This window comes from Leifsonia shinshuensis (assembly GCF_013410375.1).
GTDB classification, from domain to species: Bacteria; Actinomycetota; Actinomycetes; order Actinomycetales; family Microbacteriaceae; genus Leifsonia; species Leifsonia shinshuensis.
Genome location: NZ_JACCFL010000001.1, coordinates 408546 through 431870 on the forward strand (window position 1 = coordinate 408546; position 23325 = coordinate 431870).

Genomic DNA, 23325 nt, shown 5'->3' on the forward strand with positions numbered 1-23325 from the left:
CGAAAGGAGCCACCGTGGCCGTCGACCCCGTCACCGGAACCGACTCAACGTCCACCAGCGGCATCTACTCCACGCCGCCGACCAGGACGCCCAAGCAGTCGCTCGACAGCGAGGCGTTCATGCAGCTGCTAGTCACGCAGCTGCGCAACCAGGACCCGAGCTCGCCGATGGACACCAACCAGATGATCTCGCAGACCACGCAGCTCGCCATGATGGAGAAGCTCACGAGCCTGGACTCCACCAACCAGGAGAGCTTCGCGCTGCAGATGCGCACCTCCGCCGCCGCCCTGATCGGGCACACCGTCAGCTACCTCGACAAGAACGGCGACACCCAGACCGGTCTCGCGTCCTCCGTCTCGTACGCCGGGCCGGTCCCGATCGTCAGCGTCGGCGACCAGAAGATCAACCTCGACTCCATCCTCGGCGTGGTCACCCCGGCGACGACCGCCTGACCCCGCCACCGACGACTTCTCACAGAAAGGCAGCATCATGCTCCGCTCCCTCTACTCCGGAATCTCCGGCCTCCGCTCGCACCAGACCATGCTCGACGTCACCGGCAACAACATCGCCAACGTCAACACGACCGCCTTCAAGGGCTCGGCCGTGCAGTTCCAGGACACCCTTTCCCAGCTCGTGCAGGGCGCCACCGGCCCCGGCGCGCAGGCCGGCGGCACCAACCCGGCCCAGATCGGCCTCGGCGTGCTGGTCGCCGGGATCTCCACCAACTTCACCCAGGGCGCCGCGCAGGCGACCGGCCGCTCGACCGACATGATGATCAACGGCGACGGCTTCTTCGTCACCAAGTCCGGCGGCGAGACGGTCTACACGCGCGCCGGCTCGTTCGACCCGGACGCCCTCGGCCGGCTGGTCGGCCCGGGCGGGGCGATCCTGCAGGGCTGGAACGCGGTCAACGGCGTCATCCAGCAGGGCGGCGCGCTCAGCGACGTCACCATCCCGCTGAAGGCGGTCACCCCGGCCACCGCGACCACGGCCGGCACGGTCAACGGCAATCTCCCGTCGGACGCCGCGACCGGCGACTCGCTCGTGCGCGACGTGTCGGTGTACGACGCCACCGGCGCCGCGCGGAAGCTGACGCTCACCTTCACCAAGACCGCCGCCGGCTGGGACGTCGCCGGCGCCGACGCCAACGGGGCCACGGCCAACGGCACGCTCGCCTTCACCAACGGCGTGCTGACCGGCGGCGGCACCCTCGCGGTCGGCGGGGTGAACGTGGACCTGTCCACGGTGACCGGCTACGCGGGCCTCACGACGGTGGCGTTCAAGGACCAGAACGGCAGCGCGGCCGGCACGCTCCAGTCGTTCTCGCTCTCCAAGGACGGCACGATCATCGGCCTGTTCTCGAACGGCGACAAGCAGGCCGTCGGCCGCATCGCCCTGGCCACCTTCGTCAACCCCGGCGGCCTGGAGAAGGCGGGCGGCTCGGAGTACCGGGCGACCGTCAACTCCGGCGCGGCCCAGCTCGGCGCCCCCGGCCAGGACGGCCTCGGCTCCCTCCAGGGCGGCTCCCTGGAGATGTCGAACGTGGACCTGTCGCAGGAGTTCACCAACCTGATCGTCGCCCAGCGCGGCTTCCAGGCGAACGCCCGCATCATCACCACATCGGACGAGGTGCTGCAGGAGTTGACGAACCTGAAGCGCTGAAAGGTCGGGACTCTTAACTGTCTCTTAGGCTGGCTATTCAACAGGGGGCTTTCGGTGAACGCCGGAAGCCCTTCTGTCTTGCCTACGTCCCGCTGGAGACGCTGCCAGAGTGGCGCAGACCCGCTGTTCCTTCAGCGTCGTTCGACTCGCCTGATGTGAGCGGGGCAACCTCAGAGAATCGATCGCTGCCCGACGAGGGCGTTCCCTCCTCGAGCCGAGCCCGCAGAGCAGTTCGAGCTCTGCTGTAACGGCTACGGATCGTTCCGGCCGGGCGACCGAGGTGTTGAGCGATCTCCAGCAATGTGAACCCGTCCCAATGTAGGAGCCGGATGATTTCCGAGTCGATGGGAGCAAGTTCTGCCAGCGCGAGGGAGAGTTCACTGTCGTGTGGCGAGGCGGCGGGAGCTGCCTCGCGTTCCATGCGCAGCCGCTCGGCGAGAGCATGGCGTCGAATGTTGCCGCGATGGTAGGTCGAGAGTACGCGGCGAGCCACTCCGAACAGCCACATCCGTGCAGCCTGGTCGTCGGCTGGCAGGGAAGCAGCCCGGCGCCACGCCACAAGCAGTGTCTCACCCAGCAGATCGGGTGCGTCTGAAGGCGGGGTTCGGCGTTCGAAGTACGCCACGAGGGCGGGCGCTTCCCGTCTGATTACCTCCTCCGCCCGCGCCTGTGCCGCTTTCCCGGACGCTGCTGAGGTCAGGGCTGCACTCACTGGGATGCCTTCATATCGTCGGAGCACACCGTGCTGAAGGACGTCAGGTGCGGTTCTCCGGCCGCCCAAGGATGGCCCGGAGGGGGAGTGCCCCAGGTGAGTCCGGGAACTATGCGTCCGAAGTCGTCGAGTAGTTGTGCCTGCTTCGCGTCTCCTTCGGTCGCGTCGCTGGCAGGAAAAGCCTGGATGCGCGCGTTCACCCGTGCCGCGAACTCTGCAGGGTCGGCATGTGACCAGTAGCTGTTCACCGCTGTTGTTTGTTCTGGAGTGAGCCCGCCGAAGTCCACCCAGATCTTGCACTGCTCGCCATGATCGGTTGGACCCACCGGAATGTACGAAAGGCCCTCAGCGGTCCTGACCGTCCCTTCGTCGAGTGTCTCGAAAGGCGGGACGGACAGCAGGTACGTGTCCAGGTCGGTGAACGCCGCCAAGGCGCCACCCAACACGATCACGCCAGCAGTGACACCTATGATGACTCGCTTGCGGCGGACGCGTCGAGCGGTCGTCGGCTGGGCAAACACTTCGTCGATCACGACGTCCAGCGACGCCGGGTTGGATCTCGCCGGATCTCCGAGAGCGAGCCGGCGATCGAGTTCCTGGTCATCCACATTGCCTCCCTGTTCACTTAGCTCATGGCCGGCCGCGGTGAAAGTGTTGCATCAGCGTCAAGAAATATTCGAACGCGACACCTCGACCATCCGGAGTCCTCCCGGGTGCAGCCGTTGAGATGCCTACTTCGTCATCCGCGAAGCCGCCGCAGTTCCTCGGCTGGCGGCGACGGGCTCCTCATCTATCGAGACAGTGATGGACGGCTTTGCGACGACCGCGGTCCTCGGCGGGTGAGACACCCGAACGGCGCGGCGACTGTAGAGACACCCCATGGTTCCCGCCAGAAGCGTTAAGCTCTCGCGGCGTCCGCTAGCGTCGGACCGTGATCGTGTGGGTGAACGGGCCGTTCGGTGGGGGCAAGACGACCACCGTCCGCGCCCTGCTGGAGGCGCGTCCGGACTTCTCTGTGTTCGACACCGAGTAGATCGGCGCGATGCTCGAGGCGCCCCTCCGTCGGAAGCTGCCGGTCGACGACTTCCAGGACTGGCCGGCCTGGCGCGCGCTCGTGGTCGCCGCCCTGCTGTCGATCCACGATGCGGTGGGCGGCACGATCGTCGTGCCCCAGACCGTCCTCGTCGAGGAGTACTGGGACGAGATCGTCGACGGCCTCGCACGCGGCGGCGTCGGGGTCGAGGCCGTCACGCTGGTCGCGGGCCGCGCGGAGCTCGAGGAGCGGATCCGCGCCGACACGGTCGAGAGCTCGGCCGCCGAGTGGCGGCTCCGGCGCCTCGCCGACTTCGAGACCGCCGAGTGGCTGACGCGCAGGACGAGACTCGTGTCGACGGTGGGTCGCTCGCCCGAGCAGGTCGCAGGGCGCATTCTCGACGGCGCGCTGGGAGGTGCAGGCGTCCGCTCCTAGGGCGCTGCGGCGACTCCTCGGCCGTTCAGGGGCCGAGGAGCGCGAGCGGTACGATAGCGACGCCGTCCTGCCGGCGGTAGGCCGCCGAACCGGTGTTGACGATGATCATGTCGGCGAGCTGATCGCCGAGCTGCTGCTTCAGCCAGAGCAAGTGCCGGGCATCCCTACACTTCCGGCACTTCTCGCGCTACGTTTCCGGAAGATCTCGCGCTACATTTCCGGCAGTTCTCGCGCTACATTTCCGGCAGTTCTCGCGCTACATTTCCGGCACTTCTCGCACCGACCTCGCCTCGCCCGCGAACCTCACCCCACCCACCCCGCGTAGCATCTCAGGATGCCCATCGTCCGCGAGCTCGCGCCCACTCTCCTCGGGGTCGCGCTTCTCGCGCTGCTGGCGACGGCCGTCCTCGGCGCGTACCGGGTCCCGCATCGGTGGGCGCCGCTGCTCGCCATCCTGCGCGGGGCTGCGCAGCTCGCCGTCATCAGCGTCGTGCTCTCCGGGGTCATCACGAGTCCGTGGTGGGTGGCGCTCGCGCTCCTGGTGATGTTCGGCGTCGCCGCCGGCACCGCGACGCGGCGGATCGGGTGGTCTGTCGACCACGGGACCATGATGGCCGTCGCGATGGCGGCCGGCGTCGTCGTGACCTTCACGATCGTGTTCAGCACCGGGGCGATCGACTTCACCGCGCGGTACGCGCTCGCCATCGGCGGCATCGTGATCGGCAACTCGATGAGCATCGCCACGCTCTCCGGGCGGAGGTTCACCGAGGCCGTCGACGACCACTGGGACGAGGTGGAGGGCTGGCTCGCGCTCGGCGCCTCCCCGCGGCAGTCGACGATCGAGCAGGCGCGCACGGCGGTCTACTCCGCGCTCATCCCCTCGGTCGACCAGACCAAGACGACCGGGCTCGTCACGCTGCCCGGTGCGTTCGTCGGGGCCATCTTCGGCGGGGTCTCGCCGCTGGAGGCCGGGCGGTTCCAGGTCGTCGTGCTCGCGGCGATCATGTGCGCCGGCTCAATCACCGCGGTGATCGTCGCCGCCTGGCTCGCGCCGGTGCGGGTGCGGCCCGCGCGGCTCCGGTAGCGCGGGCGCTCAGCCGGCCGCGGCCGGCGCGGTCGTCGCCTGAAGCGCCTGCGGGATGAGCGCGCGGATCCGGTCCGGCTGGCTGGACAGCACCACCACGTCCACGCGGCGGTTGACCGCCAGATCCTCCGCGGTCGCGCCGGTGGCGTTCGCGAGCGGGCGGGCCGAGCCGTACGAGACCGCGGCGATCCGCTCGGCGGGGAAGCCGTCCGCCTCCACCAGCCGCCGGAGCACGCTCGTCGCGCGCCCGGCGGAGAGCTCCCAGTTCGTCGGGAAGGGAGCGCCGGGCTGGCGGAAGTCGGCGTGGCCCTCGATCGACACCTGGTACTGCTCCGGCGCCAGCACCGGGCCGATGTCGTCCAGGACGTGGACGGCGGTCGCGCTCAGGTCCGCCTTGTTCGAATCGAAGAACGTCGAGCTGCCGACCAGGCCGATCGTGAGCCCGCGCGCGTCGATCTTCATCTGGACCGCGTTCTGCAGACCGTCCCGCGTCAGGCTAGCCTGGATGCGGTCCTTCAGCTTCTGCAGGTTCTGCGCCTCCTGCTGGGCCAGCGCGAAGTCGGTCGTCGAGCCGTTGTCCTTCACGTGCGCCGGGGGGACCACGACGCCGGTCGCCGTGTCGACCTTCTCCGTCTTCACCTGGCCGAAGCCGGTGGCGAGCGAGTTCTTCAGCTGCTCGAACTTCTTGGCGTCCACCGTCGACATCGCGAACAGCACGATGAACATGCACATGAGCACGGTGACCATGTCCATGTAGGAGGCCATCCAGCGCTCCTCGTTCTCGTGCTCCTCCTCTGGCTCGTGCTTGCGACGGCGGGCGGACACGTCAGGCCGCTTCCTTCTCCGGGGCGGGGACGGCCTTGGGCGCCTTAGCGGGCTTCGCGCCGTCGCCGCCCGGCACCATCGCGCGCAGGCGCTCGCCGAGGAGGCGCGGCTGGCTGCCGGCCTGGACGGCGAGCACGCCCTCCATGAGCAGCGTCATCCGGTCGACGTCGAGCTCGGAGAGCCGGCGCAGCCGGTTGCCGATCGGCAGCCACAGGAAGTTCGCCGAGAGCAGGCCCCACAGCGTCGCGACGAACGCGCTGGCGATCATCGGACCCAGCTCGGCCGGCTTCGACAGGTTCTCCAGCACGTGGGTCAGCGACACGACCGTGCCGATGATGCCGATGGTCGGGGCGTAGCCGCCCATGGTGGAGAAGAACTTCGCGGCGACGCGGTCGGACTTCGAGCGCGTCGCGATCTCGTCCTCCAGCAGGACGCGCAGCTCGTCGCCGTCGGTGCCGTCCGCGATGTTCTGCAGTGCGCGCTTGAGGAACGGGTCGTCGATGCCGTCGGCCTCCTGCTCCATCGCCAGCAGGCCGTTGGCTCGCGCCTTCTCGGCGAGCCCGACGACCTGGTCGATGACCTTCTGCGGCGGCTCGATCTTGCCGCGGAACGCGCGCGGGAGCGCCTTGACCGCGGTGAGGAAGTCCTTGAGCGTGCCGCTGGCGATGCCGACGGCGATGGTCGCGCCGAAGACGAGAACCATCGGCGCGGGCAGCACCAATGAGGTCAGGTGGGCGCCCTCGATGGTGACCATCGCCACGACGGCGCCGAAGGCCAGGACGATCCCGATGATCGTTGCCGGATCCATGGTGAGTCTCCTCGTTACTTCTTCCTGGCCCGGAGCGGGACGGCGGGGGCGGCGGCCTGGTCGGGAACAGGCGCGGGGACGGGCCGGGGGCCCGAGGCGGGGAGGTCGTGCGCGAGCGCGATGACCCTGGCACGGTACGCGGCGATCTTCTCGATGACCTCGGCCATCGACTCGGTGACGATGAACTTGGCACCGTCGACCATCACGAGCGTGGTGTCCGGACTCGCGTGGATGCGTTCGATGAGGTCGGGGTTGACCGCGAACTGGCTGTCGTTCAATCGGGTGACGACGATCATGGCTGCGAATCCTGGTCTCGGCTCCGGGTGAGCCGTCACAGGGGCACTATCGGCGCGCTCCGGTCGGTCGTTAGGGGGACCGGCAGGGATCGGTGCGGATTCGCCGTGCTCGGACCCGATCCCTAACGCTTCCCCGACGCCGGCCGATAGTCCCTCTCGTGACCACCCTGCAGGCCCCCGCACCGGATCTCCCGGTGTACGACTTCCGGCGGCCGACCACGCTCGCCCGCGAGCACTCGCGCGTGCTGGAGCTGGCGTTCGAGACGTTCGCGCGGCAGTGGGCGACGCAGCTGACCGCGAAGGTGCGCGTGCTGTCCCAGGTCACCTGCGAGAGCGTCGCGATGCAGACCTACGACGAGTACGCGGCCTCGCTGCCCGCGACGACCGCGATGGTGCTGTGCGAGCTGGAGGGGCAGGCGCCGAAGGGCGTCATCCAGTTCCCGACCGTCGCCGCGCTGTCGTGGGTGAACGCCATGCTCGGCGGCTCGGGAGTGCCCGTCGCCGAGGAGCGGACGTTCACCCAGATCGAGCACGCCCTCGTGCGCAAGCTCATGGACGACGCGCTGGAAGACCTCCGCTACTCGCTCGGCAGCCTCCTGGTCACGCCGATCTCGGTGGACGCCATCCAGTACAACTCCCAGTTCGCGCAGGCTGCGGCGACGACCGAGCTGATGATCGTCGCCGGGTTCCAGCTCCGGGTGGGCGAGTCCGCGGCGCCGGCGACGCTGGCGCTTCCGGCCTCGGTGCTGCTCGCGCAGCTGGGCGAGACCAATCCGACCTCGAGCGCCGAGAACGCCCGCGAGCTGGTGGACGCCCAGCTCGCGCGGGTGCCCGTCGACGTCTCCCTGCGGCTGACGCCCGCCGTCGTGAAGCCGAGCGTCGTGCTCGGGCTCGCCGTCGGCGACCTGCTGCCGCTGCCGCATCCGCAACACCGACCGTTCGACCTCGCCGTGGGGGGACACCCCGTGGCCGGCGCCGCACTGGGATCCAGCGGGTCCCGGCTCGCGTGCGTCATCGTCAAGACAGAGGACTGACCCATGAGCCCGACCATCGCATCCGGAACCGCCCTCTCGCTCGCGCAGGCCCAGACCGCCGCGGAGGCGCTCGCCGGCGTGCTCCCCACCGGGGCGCCGCTGACCGCTCTGCTGCACACCGCGGACGGATTCGCCGGCCTCACCGCGAACGCGGTCGTCGCGACCTTCGTCGGCGCCACCTCCGTGGACCTCGGCGTCGTGCTGCTGGAGGCCCCGTCGCTCGTCGACGAGGGCGCGGAGGGCGCGCCGGTCGTGGCGCTCCAGGACGTGCTGCAGCCGGCGCTCGAGGCGGCGAGCGACACCTTCGGCGCCGGCGTGCTGGACGACGCCCGCATGGAGGAGGCGGCCGAGCTCTTCGGCGACGCCGCCACGACCGTGTTCGAGCTGTCCGGCCCCGGCGGCGTGGCGGGCTGGTTCGCGGTGCGCGGCCGCGCCGGCATCCCGGAGCGCGCGACGAGCGGGGCGATCGCCGGCAAGCTGGCGCGCATCAGCAACGTGGAGATGGCGCTCACCGTCGAGATCGGCCGCACCAGGATGGCGGTGCGGGACGTGCTCGCGATGGAGCCCGGCGCGGTGATCGAGCTCGACCGCTCGGCCGGCTCGCCCGCCGACGTGCTCCTCAACGGCCGGCTGATCGCGCACGGGGAGATCGTCGTGATCGACCAGGACTACGCGGTCCGCATCACCAAGATCCTCGACGCCGCCGAAGACCTGGACTGACGCGCGGCATCGCGACTCAGCGGCGTCGCGACTCAGCGCCGCGGGGTCCAGCCGGGCGGGAGCGGGAACTCCAGCGCCGCGCGCTCGCGGTCGGCCTCCGCCGACCAGCCCTGAGCTGCGCCCTCGGCGTCGAAGCGGCCGCGCGCGACCCGGAAACCCAGGTCCTCGTGCTGCGTCCGCGGGGACCCGCCGCGCCGCACGGACGCCCGCACGCTCCAGGCGTCGTCGGCGAACCCGCCGCCGCGGAACACCCGGTAGTCGTCGTAGCGCGCGGGGTCGAGGTAGTCCCAGCACCACTCCCACACGTTCCCGAGCGTGTCGAACAGGCCGTTCAGATTGGGCAGCCGCCCGCCCACGTCGTGCGGCGCCCCGAGGCCGTCCGCGCTGGTCCAGGTGATCTCCGCCAACGGGCCGTAGTGCGGGCCGGTGGAGCCCGCGCGGCAGGCGTACTCCCACTCCGCCTCGGTGGGGAGGCGGTAGCCGTCGGAGTCGACGTGCCAGGTGACCTCCTCGCCGTCGACGGAGTACGCCGGGTCGAGTCCCTCCCACTCCGACGCGGCGTTGCAGAACCGGATCGCGCGCAGCCAGCTGATCCCGGTGGCCGGCCGGCGCGGGTGCGCGGCGGGCTCGCCGATCAGTTCGGCGACCTGCTCCTCCGTCACCGGGTAGACGCCGAGCTCGAAGGACTCCAGCTCGACCGTCCAGCGCCGCTTCAGCCGTGCGTCGTGGAGCTGCACGGCCCCGGGCGGGATGTACGCCAGCTCGATGTCCGCACCCTCCACGCCCCCACCCTGCCACATCCGTGCTCCGCGCCACCGTCGAGTACGCCCGAATTACGGTGGCAACCGTCGAGTACGCAGAGAATCTGCGTACTCGGCAGTTGCTAACGGGCCGCCCCGCCCGGCCGATAGTGGCGTCCGTGGAGACCCTGTTCGTCGCACTTCGGGTGCTCGTCGTCCTCGGCGTGATCGTCGGGCTGCTGTGGTTCGTGCAGCGCCGCGTCACCAAGGGACGCGGGGTCCGCGGCGGCCGCACCCGGCGAGGGAACGCCGTGTCGGTCGTCGGGCGCCAGGGGGTCGGGCCGAAGGCCTCGGTCGTCGTCGTGGATGTGGACGGCAACCGGTTCGTCCTCGGCGTCACCGAGCGACAGGTGAGCGTGCTGCACTCCGGAGCCCGTCCGCAGGAGGCGGACGCAGAGGTGACCCCTCTGATCCCGGTGCGCAGGACGTTCGCCAAGGACGTGCCCTCGGCCGCGACGGCGGCGCCGGAGACGGCGACCGCGATGGCGACGGGCTCCACGGACACCAGGCAGGATGCCGACTTCCTCACGGCGCAGGGACGCGCCTCGGTCTTCGACGAGGCACTCAAAGGCTCGATCCTGTCACCCGCGACGTGGCGGCAGGCGGGCTTGGCGGTGCGGCCCAAGAAGTGACGGCGACGCGCGCCGGGCTGCGCGCACCTCTGTTCCGGTCGCCGAACCTCGGTCGGGCCGGCGCCCTCCTGCCGCGCCTCGCCGTGGCGACGGTGCTGGTCACCCTGATCGCGGCGGCCTTCGTCCTGCTCTCCGCGGCCTCCGCGCACGCCGTCCCGACGCCCGTCCCGACGCCGAGCGGGCCCGCGGGCCCGGGCAGCGGCGGAGGTGGCGGCATCACCCTCGACATCAACGGCCCGAACGGGACGCCGAGCACGGCCATCCTGACCCTCGTCGGGATCACCGTGCTCTCGGTCGCGCCCGCGCTGCTGCTGATGATGTCGTCGTTCACCAAGATCTTCGTCGTCCTGGCGATCACCCGGAACGCGCTCGCGCTGCCGTCCATCCCGCCCAACCAGGTCCTGGCCGGCCTCTCCCTGTTCCTCAGCCTGTTCATCATGAGCCCGGTGCTGGCGGACATCAACACCACCGCCGTGCAGCCCTACCTGGCCGGGCACATCGACTTCACCGCCGCCCTGCACGCCGCCGAGGCGCCGCTGCGGCACTTCATGACCGCGCACACCCGCGAGGAGGACATCGCGCTCATGACGCGCGCGGCGGGCCGGCCGAACCCGGCGAGCGCGGCGTCCGTGCCGATGCTCACGCTGATCCCGGCCTTCATGATCTCCGAGCTGCGCGCCGCGTTCATCATCGGCTTCGTCATCTTCGTGCCCTTCCTGGTGATCGACATGGTGGTGTCGGCGGCGCTGATGTCGATGGGCATGATGATGCTCCCGCCGGTGATGATCTCGCTGCCGTTCAAGATCCTGCTGTTCGTGCTGGTCGACGGCTGGGGGCTCATCATCACGAGCCTCATCACGAGCTACCGGGGCGGCGGATGAACGCGAACGCGGTCCTCGACATCGCCATGCAGGGCCTCCTCATCACCGCGAAGCTGGCCGCGCCGATCGTGGTCACCGCGCTGGTCGTCGGGTTCGCGATCTCGCTGGTCCAGTCGATCACCCAGATCCAGGAGGTGACCCTCTCTTTCGTGCCGAAGGCGGCCGCCGTCGCCATCGCGCTCATCATCTGCGGGCAGTGGATGATCTCCGAGCTGATCTCCTTCACGCACGTGCTGTTCGAGAAGATCCCGACCCTGCTCGGCGGCGGCTGATGTCCATCCCCATCGACCTGGCCCTCATCGAGGCGGTCGCGCTGGCGTCGCTGCGGATGGTCGCGTTCCTCGTGATCGCGCCGCCGTTCTCCTACAACGGCTTCCCGGCCCAGGTGAAGGGGATGCTCGCGATCGGCCTGGCGGTCGCGGTCGCACCCCGGGTCGGCGCCGGCTACCACTCGGGCGACCTCGGCGCCTTCCTGCTCGACATGGTGCGCGAGCTCGCCGTCGGCGCGACGCTCGGCTTCCTGGTGTTCGTCGTGTTCGCCGCGATCCAGTCGGCAGGCAGCCTGATCGACCTGTTCGGCGGCTTCCAGCTCGCGCAGGCGTTCGACCCGCAGTCGATGATCAACGGCGCCCAGTTCACCCGGATGTTCCAGCTGACCGCGCTCGCGCTGCTGTTCGCGACCGGCGGCTACCAGCTCATCATCGGCGGCCTGGTGCGCACCTTCGACGCCGTGCCGCTCGCCGCGGGGATCGACCTCGCCGACCCGGCGAAGGCGATGGTCTCCGGCGTCACCCAGATGTTCCTGTCCGCGCTGCAGATCGCCGGGCCGCTCATCATCGTGCTGTTCATGGCCGACATGGCGCTCGGCCTGCTCACCCGCGTGGCGCCGGCGCTCAACGCCTTCGCCCTCGGCTTCCCGCTCAAGATCATGCTCACGGTGGTGCTGTCCGCCGTCGTGTTCGTCACGCTCCCCGGGGTGGTCTCCTCGATCACCGACACCGCCGTCAAGACCATGCTGGGGGTGACGAGGTGAGCGACGCGCAGGAACGCACCGAACAGGCGACGGACAAACGGATGAAGGAGGCCCGCTCCAAGGGCCGCCTCTCCAAGTCCACCGACCTCACCGCCTGGGTCGGCGTCGGCGCCGCCGCGATCATGCTGCCGCTGACCCTCCAGAAGGGCAGCGACGCGGCGGTCGACCAGCTCTTCACCGTGCGCTCGGTGATCGAGAGCCCGGACCCGGCGAAGGCCCTCGCCGCGATGGGTCAGGGGCTCGGCAGCGTCATGGACACGATCGCGCCGATGCTCGCGGTCGGCGCCATTGCCGTGATCGGGGCCGCCGCGGTGCAGGGCGGCATCCACTTCAAGCGGCCGACGGCCAAGTTCGAGCAGTTCAACATCCTCAGCGGCGTCGCCCGCGTGTTCGGGATGCGCGCCCTCTGGGAGGCGGCCAAGACCCTGCTGAAGTCAGCGGTGGTCGGGATCGGGCTCTTCCTCGTCGTGCAGGGGCTGATGCCGGTGCTGCTGACGTCCGGGATGCTGCCGCTCTCGTCGCTGCTGTCGGCCGCCGGCTCGGGCGCCGCCGGCCTCCTGCAGGCCGCGATCGGCGCGGGCCTCGTGCTCGCGGGCCTGGACGTGCTGGTCGTGATGCGCCGCAACCGCAAGCACACCCGGATGACCAAGCGCGAGGTGCGCGACGAGCACAAGAACTCCGACGGCGATCCGCTGATCCGGTCGCAGCGGCGCTCCCGCCAGCTCGCGATGAGCCGCAACCGCATGATCGCCGCGATCGGCGGCGCGGACGTCGTGCTGGTCAACCCGACCCACATCGCCGTCGCGATCAAATACGAGCCCGGCAAGTCCGCCCCGCGCGTCGTCGCGACCGGCGCCGGCGCGATCGCGCTGAAGATCCGCGAGAAGGCCGAGGAGGAGCGCGTGCCCGTGGTCAAGGACATCCCGCTCGCGCGCGCCCTGCACTCCGCGTGCAAGCTCGGCGACGAGATCCCCGTCGAGCTCTACAACGCCGTCGCGCGCGTCCTGGCGTTCGTCATGTCCCTCAAGGCGCGCGGCGCCGCCGCCGGCGTCCACACGCTGCCGGATCCGTCGCCCGTCCCCGCGCACTTCGCCACGCCCGCAACCGCAGGAGGTCTCCGATGAAGTCCACAGCGAGCAAGGTCGCGGTGCCGATCGGCGTCGTCGGCATCATCATGCTGCTCGTGGTGCCGGTGCCCGCCTGGCTCCTCGACACGCTCATCATCGTCAACATCATGCTTGCGCTGGTCATCCTGCTGACCACGATGTTCGTCAAGAAGCCGTTGGACTTCTCGGTGTTCCCGTCGCTGCTGCTCGTCGCGACGCTGTTCCGGCTCGGCCTGAACGTCGCGTCGACCCGGCTGGTGCTCGGCGACGGCTACGCCGGCCAGGTGATCCAGGCGTTCGGCCACGTCGCGGTCGGCGGCTCGATCATCATCGGCGCGGTGGTGTTCCTCATCCTCATCGTCATCCAGTTCATCGTGGTGACGAAGGGCGCCGAGCGCGTCGCGGAGGTCGGCGCGCGCTTCACGCTAGACGCCATGCCGGGCAAGCAGATGGCGATCGACGCCGACCTCAACGCGGGGCTCATCACCGAGGAGCAGGCCCGCACCCGCCGCGCCGAGGTGTCCGCCGAAGCCGACTTCTACGGCGCGATGGACGGCGCGAGCAAGTTCGTGAAGGGCGACGCGATCGCCGGCATCCTCATCATCGTCATCAACGTGGTCGGCGGCATCGCGATCGGCATGATCCAGCGCGGCATGCAGCTCGGCGACGCGGTCAACTCCTACACGCTGCTGACCATCGGCGACGGCCTCGTCACGCAGATCCCCGCGCTGCTGATGGCGGTCTCCACCGGTATGATCGTCACCCGGTCGAACGCCGAGACCGAGATGGGCACGACCGCGGGCAGCCAGCTCAGCCAGTCGCGCAACGCGCTGACCATCGCGGGCTGCGCGGCCATCGTCATGGCGCTCATCCCCGGGATGCCGCCCATCCCGTTCGTGCTCGTCGGCGGGCTCCTGGTGCTGGCGGCGCAGCGGATCAAGACCTCCCAGGCGGCGGAGAAGAAGGCGAAGGCCGCCCAGGCGGCGGTCCAGAACGCGGCCAAGACCGAGACCACGGAGGACCTGATCGACGCCATGCGCATCCACGCGCTGGAGATCACCCTGGCGCCGGACCTGGTCGACATCGTGAGCGGCGCCTCGGACGACCTGCTCGCCCGGGTGCGGGCGCTGCGCCGCAAGATCGCGCTCGAGCTCGGCCTGATCGTGCCACCCGTGCGGACCAGGGACAGCGCCGACCTGCCGCCCTCCACCTACGTCATCAAGATCGCCGGCGTGGAGTCCGGCCGCGGCCAGGCGCCGGGCGGCCGCGTGCTGGCGCTCGGCGACGCGCTCGACAACCTGCCGGGCACGCCCACCGTGGAGCCGGTGTTCGGCCTCCCGGCCAAGTGGATCCCGTCCGAGATGCGGCACAGCGCGGAGCTCGGCGGCGCGACGGTCATCGACCGGGTGTCCGTCCTCATCACGCACCTGTCGTCGATCATCACCAACAACGCGGCACGGCTGCTGACCCGGGAGGACGTGCGGCAGCTGACCGAGGGCGTCAAGCAGGTGAACGCGCCGGCGGTGGAGGAGCTGATCCCGAACCTGCTGTCGCTGGCGGAGGTGCAGCGGGTGCTGCAGGGCCTGCTGGCCGAGCAGGTGCCGATCAACGACCTGCCGCGCATCCTCGAGGCGCTGGCGCTGCGGGCGAAGGTGTCCAACGACCCCGAGGGGCTGGTGGAGGCCGCGCGTGCCGCGCTCGGTCCCGCCGTGGTCGCGCCCCACGTCGACAACGGGACGCTGCGGGTCATCATGATCGACCCCGGGCTCGAGCAGTCGATGCTGGAGGGCCTGCGGCCGTCGGAGAGCGGCATGCAGATCGTGCTCGACCCGGCCCGGCTGGAGGCGGTGCTGTCGTCGATCCGGCTCACCGCCTCGCAGCTCGACGATGCGAACGTATCGGCCGTCCTGGTGTGCGCGCCCGCGCTCCGGCCGGCGATCCGGCGCCTGGTCGCCGGTCAGCTCTCGGGGCTCGCGGTGCTGAGCTACCAGGAGGTCACCGCGGTCCCCGCCGCGATCGAGACGGTCGGGGTGGTGAGGGGTGCGGAGTCGATCGCGGCCTGAGTGGCTGGGCGGGGACGACCTGGAGGCGGAGGTGCTGCCCGCGGTGTCGACGTCGTCGCAGGCGTTCGCGGCCATCCTGGACGACCTGGTGCGCGCGGTGGACGCGCCGGATCTGAGCGGGCTGCGGCTGGGGCTGGACGAGCCGGACCCGGGGGCGGTTGCGGTGCCCACTCCGTCGCCTTCCGCCGACCCGTCGGAAGGCGCGTCATCGGCGCTGCCGGAGGCCGTTGAGGGTGCTCATGTGCCCTTCGACGCTGCACCCGGTGGCGAGGGTGCGCACGCCACGCCGCCGGAGACGGCGAGGGATGGTGTGCTGCGCCGGGCCGCGCCCGCCCGGCTGCGCGGCAAAGGCGACCTGACGCTGGTCGTCGGGCTCGGTTCCGACGCGGCCGACGCCGCACGCGTGCTGGCGGCCTCCGTGGACGCCGAGGTGCTCCCGGTCGGCGACCGGCGCGAGGCGCTCGCCGCCCGTGCCGAGGGCGTCCGGCAGGAGCGCCCGATCGTCGGCGTGGTCGAGCTGCCGCGGGTCGACGCGGTGCCCGCGCTCGCCGCGGCCCTGGCCTCCATCGCCCCTGACCAAGTGTGGGCCGCCGTCGACGCCAGCCGGAAGCTCGACGACACCGCCGTCTGGGTGCGCGCGGTGGACGCGGTGCTCGCCGTCGACGGCCTCGCGGCCCGCAACGGCGCTCTCACCGCGACGCCCTGGGCGGTCGGCGCGCTCGGCCTCCCGCTGCTCTGGCTCGACACCCCTCCGGCGGGTTGAGCTGGGTGGCTCGGCCGGCTGACCCGCGCGGGAGTGCCCGGCCGGACCGCTCCCCGATAGGCTGGTCCAATGCTGGTATTGACGAGGAAGGCCGGTGAGCGCGTGCTCATCGGGGACGACATCGTCGTCACCATCCTGGACGTCCGCGGCGACGGCGTGCGCATCGGCATCGACGCCCCGCGCGGCATCCGCATCCAGCGCGACGAGGTCGTGAAGGCCGTCAGCGAGGCCAACCAGGAGGCCGCCGCCGCCACCGCCGACGACGACCCCGAGACCCTGATCAAGAAGTCCCTCGGCCTCTGACCGTCGACTCCGGAGAAATGCACGCGACACGCCGGTGGTGAGCGTGCACTTCTCCGGAACGGATGGCTGGGTCAGGCGATTCCTCCGCCGTCGGCGACGAGCGCGGTTCCGGTGACGTAGGACGACTCGTCGCTGGCCAGCCAGACCACGGCTGCGGCGATCTCGGCGGGCTCGCCCATGCGGCGCAGCGGCCGCTCGGCGGCCTCCGCGAGGAACGAGCCGGTCTCCTGGCCGAGCTGGCGGGCCTCGTCGCGCAGCATCCCGGTGTTCACGTCGCCCGGGTTGATCGAGTTGACGCGGATGCCCTGCGGGCCGTGGTCGATCGCGAGCGCGCGGGTCATGTTCACGACCGCGCCCTTGGAAGCGCAGTAGGAGATCGCCTGGCCGCCGCCCTTCAGGCCCCAGCCGCTGCCGGTGTTGATGATCGAGCCTTTGACCGCCGCGGCCATCACCGGGACGACGTGCTTGCACATCAGGAAGACGCCGCGGACGTTGACGCCGAAGACGCGGTCCCACTCCTCGACGGTCGTCTCGACCGCGGTGGTGCGGCGGATGATGCCCGCGTTGTTGAACGAGACGTCCACGCCCCCGAAGGCCTCGACGACGGCGGCGACCACGCGCTCCACGTCGGCCTCGGCGGAGACATCGGCGCCGAGCGCGATCGCCTCGCCCCCCGCCGCGCGGATCTCGGCGGCGACGGCCTCCGCCGCCTCCTGCTGCAGGTCGACGACGGCGACGCGGGCGCCCTCCGCCGCGAAGGCGAGGGAGGTCGCGCGGCCGATGCCGCCCGCTCCTCCGGTGACGATGGCGGACTTGCCGGCTAGACGCATTCGGGTACTCCTTCGGTGGGGGCCGCTGACGCGGCACTGACAGGGTAGAGGCTCGCGCTGCCGGGTCCGGTGGTCACGCGGACGTGACCGGCCAGCCGCAGGTCGAGAGCCGGGTCGCCGGTGTCGACCAGGAGCGGCCGTCCGGCGAGGTCGATGAGCTTCTGCTCCGTGGCGACCACGAGCAGCGGAGAGGCGCCCAGCGCCGCGACGACGCGCGCCGACAGCTGCTGGTTGCCGCGGCCGAGCAGGAAGCCCTGGCCGCCGATGACGGTGACGATCGCCTGGGCGTCGTGATCCCGGACGGCCTCGAAGGCCTGCTGCTCGGTGACGTCGCGGGCGAGGAGACGGCTGTTCCGGTCGGCGTCGATGGTGACGACGTCCACGCCGAGCGGCGACGTGTCCAGTCCGAGGAGGCGCCCCAGCTCGGCGGTGGTGCCGCCTGGGCCGATCAGGTAGCGGACGCCGGGACGCATCCGGTCGACGGCGCCGGCCGCGGCGCGGCGGACCGCCTCCCGGGCGCTCGCGGGTGTGGCGGCCTTGCGCGCCTGCGTGCGTCCCGCGGCGACGGGGACCGGGACCAGCGCGAACAGGCGCGGGTCGGGGCGACCGGCGCGCAGGAGTTCTTCGTCGAGGTCGAGCACCTCGGCCTCGGCGGTGGTGAGCGGAGACCGGAGCCAGTCCGCGGCGACGGCGCCCGCCGCGGCGGGGCCGACGGCGAAGCAGGCGGAGTACATCTTCACGCCGGCGGGGATGCCGAGGAGGGGGAGGGCGGGGGAGTGCGGCAGCCCGCGGGCGACGTCCCGGGCGGTGCCGTCGCCGCCGGCGAACAGGATCAGGGTGGCCCCGGCCGCGGCGAGGGCGGCGGCGGCGCGGGCGGTGTCGTCCGGGGTCGTGACGGGGGATGGTGCTGCCGCCGGCACATATGCCACCTGTGGCATGAGCCCGGCCTCCCGCACCGCGTCCTCCCCCAGCGGGCCCGCCGCGGTCGGCACCGCAGCGTCCGGCCACGCCGCCGCGAGCACCCGCAGCGCCTCCACCGCCCGGTCGCCCGCACGGCGACGGCCGCCGCGGCGCAGCGCCTCCTGCTGCACCGCGACGCCGTCGCTGCCGGCGAGCCCGGTCGGGCCGCCGAGGCCGGCGACCGGGTTCACGATGAGACCGATCGTCACACGACCGCTGCTTCCCGCTCGACCGCCGACGACTCGACGGCCGCGCCCTCGCCGAAGTGCTTGCGCCGGTACGCGCGCCAGGTCACGGCCCAGCGCTCCGGGTCGTCCAGGTCGTCGTGGTGCGTGTGGTGCACGGTCTGGTTGTGCGGGGCGGTGCGGACGACCTCCGGGGTCTCCCGCGCCTCCCGGGCCACCTCGGCGAGCACGCGCGCGTACTCCTCCAGCTCGGCCTTCGAGTACGACTCGGTCGGCTCCAGCGTGAACGGCTGCGGCACCACGTACGGGTGGTGGCTGGTCCAGTAGTGCATCCCGAAGTCGCTCGCCCGGATGCCGATCTCCTCCGAGCTGATGCCGGTCTCCTCGAACAGCTCCTGCCAGGAGTAGCGCACCTGCTCGATGCGCCGCCGGCCGGTCGCGTACGGAGCGCTGGCGCCGGGGATGTCGAGGACGAGCTTCATCAGGTAGTTGTTGTTCAGCACGGCGGTCTCCGCCACCGCCCGCAGCCCGGGCGCTCCGAGCGCGCGCAGCCAGGCGTAGGTGCGCACGATGTTCGGGATGACGCCGTAGAAGGGCGCGACCGAGCCGATCGACTGCGGGCGGTCCGTGTCGAGGACGTACCGGTCGCCGACCTTCTCGACTACGGGGCCGGGCAGGAACGGCGCCAGCGCCTCGGACACCGCGTTGGCGCCGGAGCCGGGACCGCCGCAGCCGTGCGGCGTGCCGAACGTCTTGTGCAGGTTGAAGTGGCACACGTCGAAGCCGGCGTCGCGGGCGCGGGTGATGCCGAGGATGCCGTTCGCGTTGGCCTGGTCGTACGAGGCCAGCGCGCCGACCGAGTGCGCCAGCTCCACCCACTCGCGAATCCGCGGGTTGTAGATGCCGGTGTCCTCGGGGTTGGTGACCATGATCGCGGCCGTGCGCTCGGAGAGGGCCGCGCGCAGCGCCTCCACGTCGGGGTAGCCGTCGGCGTCCGGGAAGATCGTGATGACCTTGTAGCCGGCCATCTTCGCGGCGGCGGCGTTGGACGGGTGCGAGAAGATCGTGGTGATCACCTCGTCACGCTGCTCCGACTCGCCGCGCGAGGCGTGGTAAGCGCGGATCATCGAGATGTTCGCCCAGATCGCCTCCGAGCCGCCGCTCGTCTGGAGCGAGACGCGGCTCATCCCGGAGATCTCCGCGAGCATCCGCTCGGTGCGCCAGACGATCTCCAGCACGCCCTGCGCGGTCTCGGGGTCCTGCAGCGGGTGCAGCTCGGTCAGGTCGGGGGTGCGGATGATCGCCTCGTTGACCTTCGGCGCGTACTTCATGGTGCAGGTGCCCTGGCCCACGTCGACGTTGAGGTCGGCGCCGAGGTTCTCCTGGCTGAGCCGGAGGTAGTGCTTGAGCACCCGCAGCTGGCCGAGTTCGGGGAGCGCGGGCGCGGAGCCGCGGCGCAGCGAGGCCGGCAGCTCGGCGACCACGTCGCCCACGGCGGCGCGCACGCCGTCTTCGGTGCGCGACGGGATCACGCCGCGCTCGCCGGGCGTGTGCAGCTCGAAGACGATCGGCTCGTCCCAGCGGGCCTGGTGGAAGCGCCGCAGAGCGGGCTTGGGGGCGACGGGGAGCGTCATCGTGCGTTCTCCTTCAGGGCGGCGCCGAACGCGGCGGCGAGGTCGTCGATGTCGGTCTGGGTGTTCTGCTCGGTGACGCATACCAGGAGGCGCATGTCATCCAATGCGAGGCCGGGCTCGAAGCCGCGGGCGCGCAGCGCGGCCACGAGCTCCGGCGCGGTGAGGGAGGCGGCGCTCAGGTCGAGCACGAACTCGCGGAAGTGGATGGCGCCGTCCGCCGCCTCCACGCCGGGCAGCGCGGTGAGCGCCTGGCGGGCATATGCCGTTCGCGACATGAGGGTGTCGCCGAGCTCGGCCATGCCCTGCGGCCCCATCAGCGCGAGGTACACGCCGGCGGCGATGCCCCACAGCGCCGCGGCGGTGCCGACCCACTCCTTGCCCTCTTCGCGCACGGCGAAGGAGGTGCGGTCGTAGGCGACATCGCCGAAGCCGTACTCGCCGGGCACGTCGGTGGACTCCAACCCGAAGAGTCGCGACGGCATCTCCATCACGAACCGGGTGTCGTCGCGGACGGCGATGAAGCCGCCGTGCGCGCCGCCGAACCACGGGTGCAGGCCGAGCGACTGGATGTCCCCGTGGACGATGTCCGCGCCGTGGTCGGCCGGGGAGGCGAGGACGCCCAGCCCGATCGGGTCGGTCCCCGCGACCAGCACCGCACCGGCCGCGTGCGCGGCGTCGGCGAGCTCTCGGACCGCCGTCTCCAGCGCGCCGTGGAAGCTGGGCGTCTCGACCCAGACGGCCGCGGTGTCCACGCCGATCAGCGCAGCGGCAGCGGCAACGTCGGCCACGCCGTCGACGGTCGGGACGATCGTCAGGTCCGCGACCGGGAGCAGGTAGTCCCGCACCTTCGACAGCTTGTCCGGGTGCGCGTCGCTGACCAGCACGATGCCGCGGCGGCCGGTGATCCGCGTCGCCATCGCGAGCGCGGTCGCCGCCGCCTGGTAACCGTCATAGGTGGGTACGTTCACGACGTCGAGGTTCAGCAGCTCGCCCATCAGCGACTGGTACTGGAACAGCGCCTGGAATCGGCCGTGGTCCTCGTACGGCTCGCCGGCGTACGCGGTGAGGAACTCGCTCCGGTTGATGACCTCGTCGACGACGGCGGGCACCGCGTGGTTGTAGGTGCCCGCGCCGAGGAACAGGCGGCCGGGCTCCACCGCGCGATTGCGGCGCAGCAGGCCGCCGACGTGGCGGACGAGGTCCTGCTCCGCGATCAGCGGCTCCGGGAGGTCGAGGTCGCGGCCGAGCCGCAGGTCGGCGGGGACGTCGGCGTAGAACTCCTCCACGGAGGCCGCGCCGACCGCGTCGAGCATGGCCTGCCGCGACTCGGGCGCCGTGTTCGGCACGTACGGATGGACGAAGGGGTGGGTCATGCTTGCCTCTCGCTGTCGGTGCGGGTCGGGTGCTGGATCACGGCGACGCCGAACGCGTCGAGCGGCAGACCGTCGCCGGCGGCCGCGCCGGTGAGCAGGTCGACGCCGCCCGGGATGCGCGGAGCGGTCCGCGCCTCCCGGCCGTGGTTGAGCACGAAGGTGAAGTCGGTGGTCCCGTCGGTGCGGGTGACGAGCTCGAGGGAGGTGTCGGGCTCGCGGGCCTCGACGCCGGCGGCGGCGAACACGTCCGAGAGGACGGCGCGCATCCCGGCGTCGTCCAGCCCGGCCGCGAGGTACCAGGCGGCGCCGTCGCCGTGCGCGCGGCGGGTGAGGGCGGGGAGGCCGGCGAGGTCGCCGTCGGCGAAGCGGGCGCGGACGTCCGTGCCGGGAGCGGCCTCGATCCACTCGCCCCACACGCGGGTCGAGTGGACGACCCCGCCGAGCTCGACCGTGCGCTGGGCGCCGTCGGCGAGCGGCCACCACTCGTCCACCTCCACGCCGAGGAGTTCGCGCAGCGGTCCGGGCGCTCCGCCGTCGTGCACCTGCTCGCGGTGGTCGACGACGCCGGAGAACGGCCCGACCACCAGGTGGCCGCCCGCGGCGACGAACGCCGTCAGCGCCTCCGCCTGCTCGGCGGTCGCCGCGTACAGGTTGGGGATGAGCACGACCCGGTGCGATCCGAACGGGCCGCCCGCCCGCGCGACGTCCACCGGCTGCCCGAGGGCGAACGCGGCGGCGTGCCAGGCGCGCGCCTCGGTCAGCCAGTTCAGCCGCTGCGACGGCATCGACTCGGTCTGGGTCACGCCCCACCATGCGTCCCAGTCGGCGACGAGGGCGACCGTGGAGCGCACGCGCGTGCCGCGGACGGGCTCCAGCTTCTTCAGCTCCGCGCCGAGCGCCTTCGACTCCCGGTAGCTGCGGCTGCGCTCGCCGCGGTGGCCGAGCATGGCCGAATGGAACTTTTCCGGCCCGAACTTCGCCTGCCGCCACTGGAAGAACATCACGCCGTCCGACCCGTGCGCGACTGCCTGGAGGCTGCCGAGCCGCAGCTGGCCCGGCGCCTTGGGCACGTTGACGTCCCGCCAGCTCACCGCGCTCGGCGCCTGCTCCAGCAGCAGCCAGGGCCGGCCGTCCTTCAGGCTGCGCATCAGCCCGTAGTTGAGCGCGGCGCCGACGTGCGCGTGCGGGTCGGCGGGGTCGGGATAGGCGTCGTCGGTGACCAGGTCCTCGGCGTCGGCGAAGTCCCAGTAGTCCAGCTCGCGGAACAGGCTCATGAAGTTGGTGGTCACCGCGATGTCGGGCGTGACCTCCCGCAGCACGTCGACCTCGGACTGGAACAGCTCGAGGAGGGCGTCGGAGGAGAACCGCTCGAAGTCGACGACCTGCGCCGGGTTGATCGGCCCGGTCGCGGTGCGCGGCGGCTCGATCTGCTCGAAGTCGAGGTAGTGCTGGCCCCAGCAGCTCGTGCCCCAGGCCTCGTTGAGGCCGGCGATGTCGCCGTAGCGGGCCTGGAGCCAGCGGCGGAAGTGCCGCGCCGACTCCGGGCACCAGCAGCGCGCGACGTGGTCGCCGTACTCGTTCGAGACGTGCCAGAGCGCGAGGGCCGGGTGGTCGCCGTAGCGCTCGGCGAGCGCGCGGGTGAGGCGGAGGGCGGCCGCGCGGAACACGGGAGAGCTCGGGCAGTACGACTGCCGCGACCCGAACTCCAGCCGGACGCCGTCGGCGTTCCAGGGCAGTACCTCCGGGTGCTCGCGGACGAGCCAGGCCGGGGGCGTCGCGGTGGCGGTGGCGAGGTCGACGGCGATGCCGTTCGCCCAGAGCAGGTCGATGATCGTGTCGAGACCCGCGAAGTCCCAGCGGCCGGGCTCCGGCTCCAGCAGTGGCCAGGAGAACACCGGGAGGGTGACGATGTTGACGCCGGCCTCCACCATCAGACGGACGTCCTCGGCCCAGACGTCTTCCGTCCACTGGTCGGGGTTGTAGTCGCCGCCGTAGGCGAGCGCGTCGAGCCGGATGCTCCGGGGCGCGGGGATCGTCATCGGTCTCCTCTTACTTCGTGCTGACGTTTCTGTGGTCGATTCCTTGTGTCGCCGAGGTGTCGACTGTATTCTGTATACAGTAACGCTAAAGGGATCGAAGCGACGGGTCAAGCC

The 23325-nt window shown here is 71.3% G+C and carries 26 protein-coding genes; 14 read left to right on the top strand and 12 right to left on the bottom strand.

Going from position 1 to position 23325, the window contains the following annotated elements; genetic code table 11:
* Nucleotides 1–14 precede the first annotated feature (14 nt).
* Both HNR13_RS02015 and HNR13_RS02020 read left to right on the top strand, forming a co-directional pair.
* On the top strand, nt 15–452 hold the full coding sequence (locus HNR13_RS02015) for a flagellar hook capping FlgD N-terminal domain-containing protein (RefSeq protein ID WP_179604202.1): 438 nt from the start codon (nt 15–17) through the stop codon (nt 450–452).
* Nucleotides 453–489: 37 nt separating this feature from the next.
* Nucleotides 490–1662: a flagellar hook protein FlgE gene (locus HNR13_RS02020; protein WP_179604203.1), complete on the top strand. Its 1173-nt coding sequence runs from the start codon at nt 490–492 to the stop codon at nt 1660–1662.
* 82 nt (nt 1663–1744) lie between these two features.
* On the opposite strand, the gene HNR13_RS02025 is transcribed toward HNR13_RS02020, so the two are convergent.
* The gene (locus HNR13_RS02025; protein WP_343063412.1) at nt 1745–2401 is read right to left on the bottom strand and encodes an RNA polymerase sigma factor; all 657 of its coding nucleotides are present in this window, start codon (nt 2399–2401) and stop codon (nt 1745–1747) included.
* Complete coding sequence (locus HNR13_RS02030) at nt 2371–2982, bottom strand: hypothetical protein (RefSeq protein ID WP_179604204.1); 612 nt, start codon at nt 2980–2982, stop codon at nt 2371–2373. Before HNR13_RS02030 ends, HNR13_RS02025 begins: the two co-directional genes overlap by 31 nt.
* Nucleotides 2983–3416: 434 nt before the next feature.
* On the opposite strand from HNR13_RS02030, the gene HNR13_RS02035 reads away from it, so the two are divergent.
* Entirely contained in the window at nt 3417–3842 is a 426-nt protein-coding gene (locus tag HNR13_RS02035) for an ATP-binding protein (RefSeq protein WP_179604205.1), read from the top strand.
* Between the two features lie 25 nt (nt 3843–3867).
* Here HNR13_RS02035 and HNR13_RS21800 read toward each other — a convergent pair whose 3' ends face one another.
* A complete protein-coding gene (locus tag HNR13_RS21800; RefSeq protein ID WP_281369268.1) occupies nt 3868–3993 on the bottom strand; it encodes a hypothetical protein in 126 nt (41 codons plus the stop codon).
* 183 nt (nt 3994–4176) lie between these two features.
* Between HNR13_RS21800 and HNR13_RS02040 the strand changes: the two genes are divergently transcribed.
* Nucleotides 4177–4926 (top strand): ABC transporter permease, encoded by a 750-nt coding sequence (locus HNR13_RS02040; RefSeq protein WP_179604206.1) that lies wholly within the window; start codon nt 4177–4179, stop codon nt 4924–4926.
* A 9-nt stretch (nt 4927–4935) separates the two neighbouring features.
* Here the strand turns inward: HNR13_RS02040 and HNR13_RS02045 are convergent, their stop codons facing one another.
* From HNR13_RS02045 to HNR13_RS02055, 3 genes are read right to left on the bottom strand one after another with little or no spacing between them, the layout of a single operon-like run.
* Nucleotides 4936–5751, bottom strand: a complete 816-nt coding sequence (locus tag HNR13_RS02045) for a flagellar motor protein MotB (protein ID WP_179604207.1) — start codon at nt 5749–5751, stop codon at nt 4936–4938.
* Nucleotide 5752: 1 nt separating this feature from the next.
* A complete protein-coding gene (locus tag HNR13_RS02050; RefSeq protein ID WP_179604208.1) occupies nt 5753–6559 on the bottom strand; it encodes a motility protein A in 807 nt (268 codons plus the stop codon).
* 14 nt (nt 6560–6573) lie between these two features.
* The gene (locus HNR13_RS02055; protein WP_179604209.1) at nt 6574–6855 is read right to left on the bottom strand and encodes a flagellar FlbD family protein; all 282 of its coding nucleotides are present in this window, start codon (nt 6853–6855) and stop codon (nt 6574–6576) included.
* 158 nt (nt 6856–7013) lie between these two features.
* Here HNR13_RS02055 and HNR13_RS02060 point away from each other — a divergent pair, with 158 nt between their 5' ends.
* Together HNR13_RS02060 and fliN are read left to right on the top strand one after the other, a co-directional pair.
* Complete coding sequence (locus HNR13_RS02060; protein ID WP_179604210.1) at nt 7014–7889, top strand: FliM/FliN family flagellar motor switch protein; 876 nt, start codon at nt 7014–7016, stop codon at nt 7887–7889.
* 3 nt (nt 7890–7892) lie between these two features.
* Nucleotides 7893–8609 (top strand): flagellar motor switch protein FliN, encoded by a 717-nt coding sequence (fliN, locus tag HNR13_RS02065; RefSeq protein WP_179604211.1) that lies wholly within the window; start codon nt 7893–7895, stop codon nt 8607–8609.
* 32 nt (nt 8610–8641) lie between these two features.
* Here the strand turns inward: fliN and HNR13_RS02070 are convergent, their stop codons facing one another.
* The gene (locus tag HNR13_RS02070) at nt 8642–9391 is read right to left on the bottom strand and encodes a formylglycine-generating enzyme family protein (protein WP_343063413.1); all 750 of its coding nucleotides are present in this window, start codon (nt 9389–9391) and stop codon (nt 8642–8644) included.
* A 137-nt stretch (nt 9392–9528) separates the two neighbouring features.
* On the opposite strand from HNR13_RS02070, the gene fliO reads away from it, so the two are divergent.
* From fliO to csrA, 8 genes are all read left to right on the top strand, one after another.
* Nucleotides 9529–10041, top strand: a complete 513-nt coding sequence (gene fliO / locus HNR13_RS02075; protein ID WP_179604213.1) for a flagellar biosynthetic protein FliO — start codon at nt 9529–9531, stop codon at nt 10039–10041.
* A gap of 29 nt (nt 10042–10070) precedes the next feature.
* The gene (gene fliP / locus HNR13_RS02080; protein WP_382313827.1) at nt 10071–10922 is read left to right on the top strand and encodes a flagellar type III secretion system pore protein FliP; all 852 of its coding nucleotides are present in this window, start codon (nt 10071–10073) and stop codon (nt 10920–10922) included.
* Nucleotides 10919–11194, top strand: coding sequence for a flagellar biosynthetic protein FliQ (locus HNR13_RS02085; protein ID WP_179604214.1), 276 nt, complete (start codon nt 10919–10921; stop codon nt 11192–11194). Before fliP ends, HNR13_RS02085 begins: the two co-directional genes overlap by 4 nt.
* Nucleotides 11194–11955, top strand: a complete 762-nt coding sequence (locus tag HNR13_RS02090) for a flagellar biosynthetic protein FliR (protein ID WP_179604215.1) — start codon at nt 11194–11196, stop codon at nt 11953–11955. The genes HNR13_RS02085 and HNR13_RS02090 overlap by 1 nt, the downstream gene beginning before the upstream one ends.
* Nucleotides 11952–13079, top strand: coding sequence for an EscU/YscU/HrcU family type III secretion system export apparatus switch protein (locus tag HNR13_RS02095; RefSeq protein ID WP_179604216.1), 1128 nt, complete (start codon nt 11952–11954; stop codon nt 13077–13079). Before HNR13_RS02090 ends, HNR13_RS02095 begins: the two co-directional genes overlap by 4 nt.
* Nucleotides 13076–15124 (top strand): flagellar biosynthesis protein FlhA, encoded by a 2049-nt coding sequence (flhA, locus tag HNR13_RS02100; protein WP_179604217.1) that lies wholly within the window; start codon nt 13076–13078, stop codon nt 15122–15124. The genes HNR13_RS02095 and flhA overlap by 4 nt, the downstream gene beginning before the upstream one ends.
* A complete protein-coding gene (locus HNR13_RS02105; RefSeq protein ID WP_179604218.1) occupies nt 15102–15887 on the top strand; it encodes a hypothetical protein in 786 nt (261 codons plus the stop codon). Before flhA ends, HNR13_RS02105 begins: the two co-directional genes overlap by 23 nt.
* Before the next feature lie 69 nt (nt 15888–15956).
* A complete protein-coding gene (gene csrA / locus HNR13_RS02110) occupies nt 15957–16190 on the top strand; it encodes a carbon storage regulator CsrA (protein WP_179604219.1) in 234 nt (77 codons plus the stop codon).
* Nucleotides 16191–16261: 71 nt separating this feature from the next.
* On the opposite strand, the gene HNR13_RS02115 is transcribed toward csrA, so the two are convergent.
* The 5 genes from HNR13_RS02115 to HNR13_RS02135 are packed head-to-tail and all read right to left on the bottom strand — an operon-like array spanning nt 16262 to nt 23211.
* A complete protein-coding gene (locus HNR13_RS02115) occupies nt 16262–17020 on the bottom strand; it encodes an SDR family NAD(P)-dependent oxidoreductase (RefSeq protein WP_179604220.1) in 759 nt (252 codons plus the stop codon).
* Nucleotides 17011–18189 carry an NAD(+)/NADH kinase gene (locus HNR13_RS02120; protein WP_179604221.1) on the bottom strand — a complete coding sequence of 393 codons (1179 nt, stop codon included), beginning with the start codon at nt 18187–18189 and terminating at the stop codon, nt 17011–17013. Before HNR13_RS02120 ends, HNR13_RS02115 begins: the two co-directional genes overlap by 10 nt.
* Nucleotides 18186–19799 (bottom strand): aminomethyl-transferring glycine dehydrogenase subunit GcvPB, encoded by a 1614-nt coding sequence (gcvPB, locus tag HNR13_RS02125; protein WP_179604222.1) that lies wholly within the window; start codon nt 19797–19799, stop codon nt 18186–18188. The genes HNR13_RS02120 and gcvPB overlap by 4 nt, the downstream gene beginning before the upstream one ends.
* Nucleotides 19796–21172, bottom strand: a complete 1377-nt coding sequence (gene gcvPA / locus HNR13_RS02130) for an aminomethyl-transferring glycine dehydrogenase subunit GcvPA (RefSeq protein WP_179604223.1) — start codon at nt 21170–21172, stop codon at nt 19796–19798. The genes gcvPB and gcvPA overlap by 4 nt, the downstream gene beginning before the upstream one ends.
* The gene (locus HNR13_RS02135) at nt 21169–23211 is read right to left on the bottom strand and encodes a beta-galactosidase (RefSeq protein WP_179604224.1); all 2043 of its coding nucleotides are present in this window, start codon (nt 23209–23211) and stop codon (nt 21169–21171) included. Before HNR13_RS02135 ends, gcvPA begins: the two co-directional genes overlap by 4 nt.
* Nucleotides 23212–23325 lie beyond the last annotated feature (114 nt).

What these genes read in the sequence shown, in the direction of transcription:
- HNR13_RS02020 (WP_179604203.1), top strand. Translation starts at nt 490, where the DNA reads ATGCTCCGCTCCCTCTACTCCGGAATCTCCGGCCTCCGCTCGCACCAG.
- HNR13_RS02035 (WP_179604205.1), top strand. Translation starts at nt 3,417, where the DNA reads ATGCTCGAGGCGCCCCTCCGTCGGAAGCTGCCGGTCGACGACTTCCAG.
- HNR13_RS02040 (WP_179604206.1), top strand. Translation starts at nt 4,177, where the DNA reads ATGCCCATCGTCCGCGAGCTCGCGCCCACTCTCCTCGGGGTCGCGCTT.
- HNR13_RS02050 (WP_179604208.1), bottom strand. Translation starts at nt 6,559, where the DNA reads ATGGATCCGGCAACGATCATCGGGATCGTCCTGGCCTTCGGCGCCGTC.
- HNR13_RS02055 (WP_179604209.1), bottom strand. Translation starts at nt 6,855, where the DNA reads ATGATCGTCGTCACCCGATTGAACGACAGCCAGTTCGCGGTCAACCCC.
- fliN (WP_179604211.1), top strand. Translation starts at nt 7,893, where the DNA reads ATGAGCCCGACCATCGCATCCGGAACCGCCCTCTCGCTCGCGCAGGCC.
- HNR13_RS02085 (WP_179604214.1), top strand. Translation starts at nt 10,919, where the DNA reads ATGAACGCGAACGCGGTCCTCGACATCGCCATGCAGGGCCTCCTCATC.
- HNR13_RS02090 (WP_179604215.1), top strand. Translation starts at nt 11,194, where the DNA reads ATGTCCATCCCCATCGACCTGGCCCTCATCGAGGCGGTCGCGCTGGCG.
- flhA (WP_179604217.1), top strand. Translation starts at nt 13,076, where the DNA reads ATGAAGTCCACAGCGAGCAAGGTCGCGGTGCCGATCGGCGTCGTCGGC.
- csrA (WP_179604219.1), top strand. Translation starts at nt 15,957, where the DNA reads ATGCTGGTATTGACGAGGAAGGCCGGTGAGCGCGTGCTCATCGGGGAC.
- HNR13_RS02115 (WP_179604220.1), bottom strand. Translation starts at nt 17,020, where the DNA reads ATGCGTCTAGCCGGCAAGTCCGCCATCGTCACCGGAGGAGCGGGCGGC.
- gcvPB (WP_179604222.1), bottom strand. Translation starts at nt 19,799, where the DNA reads ATGACGCTCCCCGTCGCCCCCAAGCCCGCTCTGCGGCGCTTCCACCAG.
- gcvPA (WP_179604223.1), bottom strand. Translation starts at nt 21,172, where the DNA reads ATGACCCACCCCTTCGTCCATCCGTACGTGCCGAACACGGCGCCCGAG.
- HNR13_RS02135 (WP_179604224.1), bottom strand. Translation starts at nt 23,211, where the DNA reads ATGACGATCCCCGCGCCCCGGAGCATCCGGCTCGACGCGCTCGCCTAC.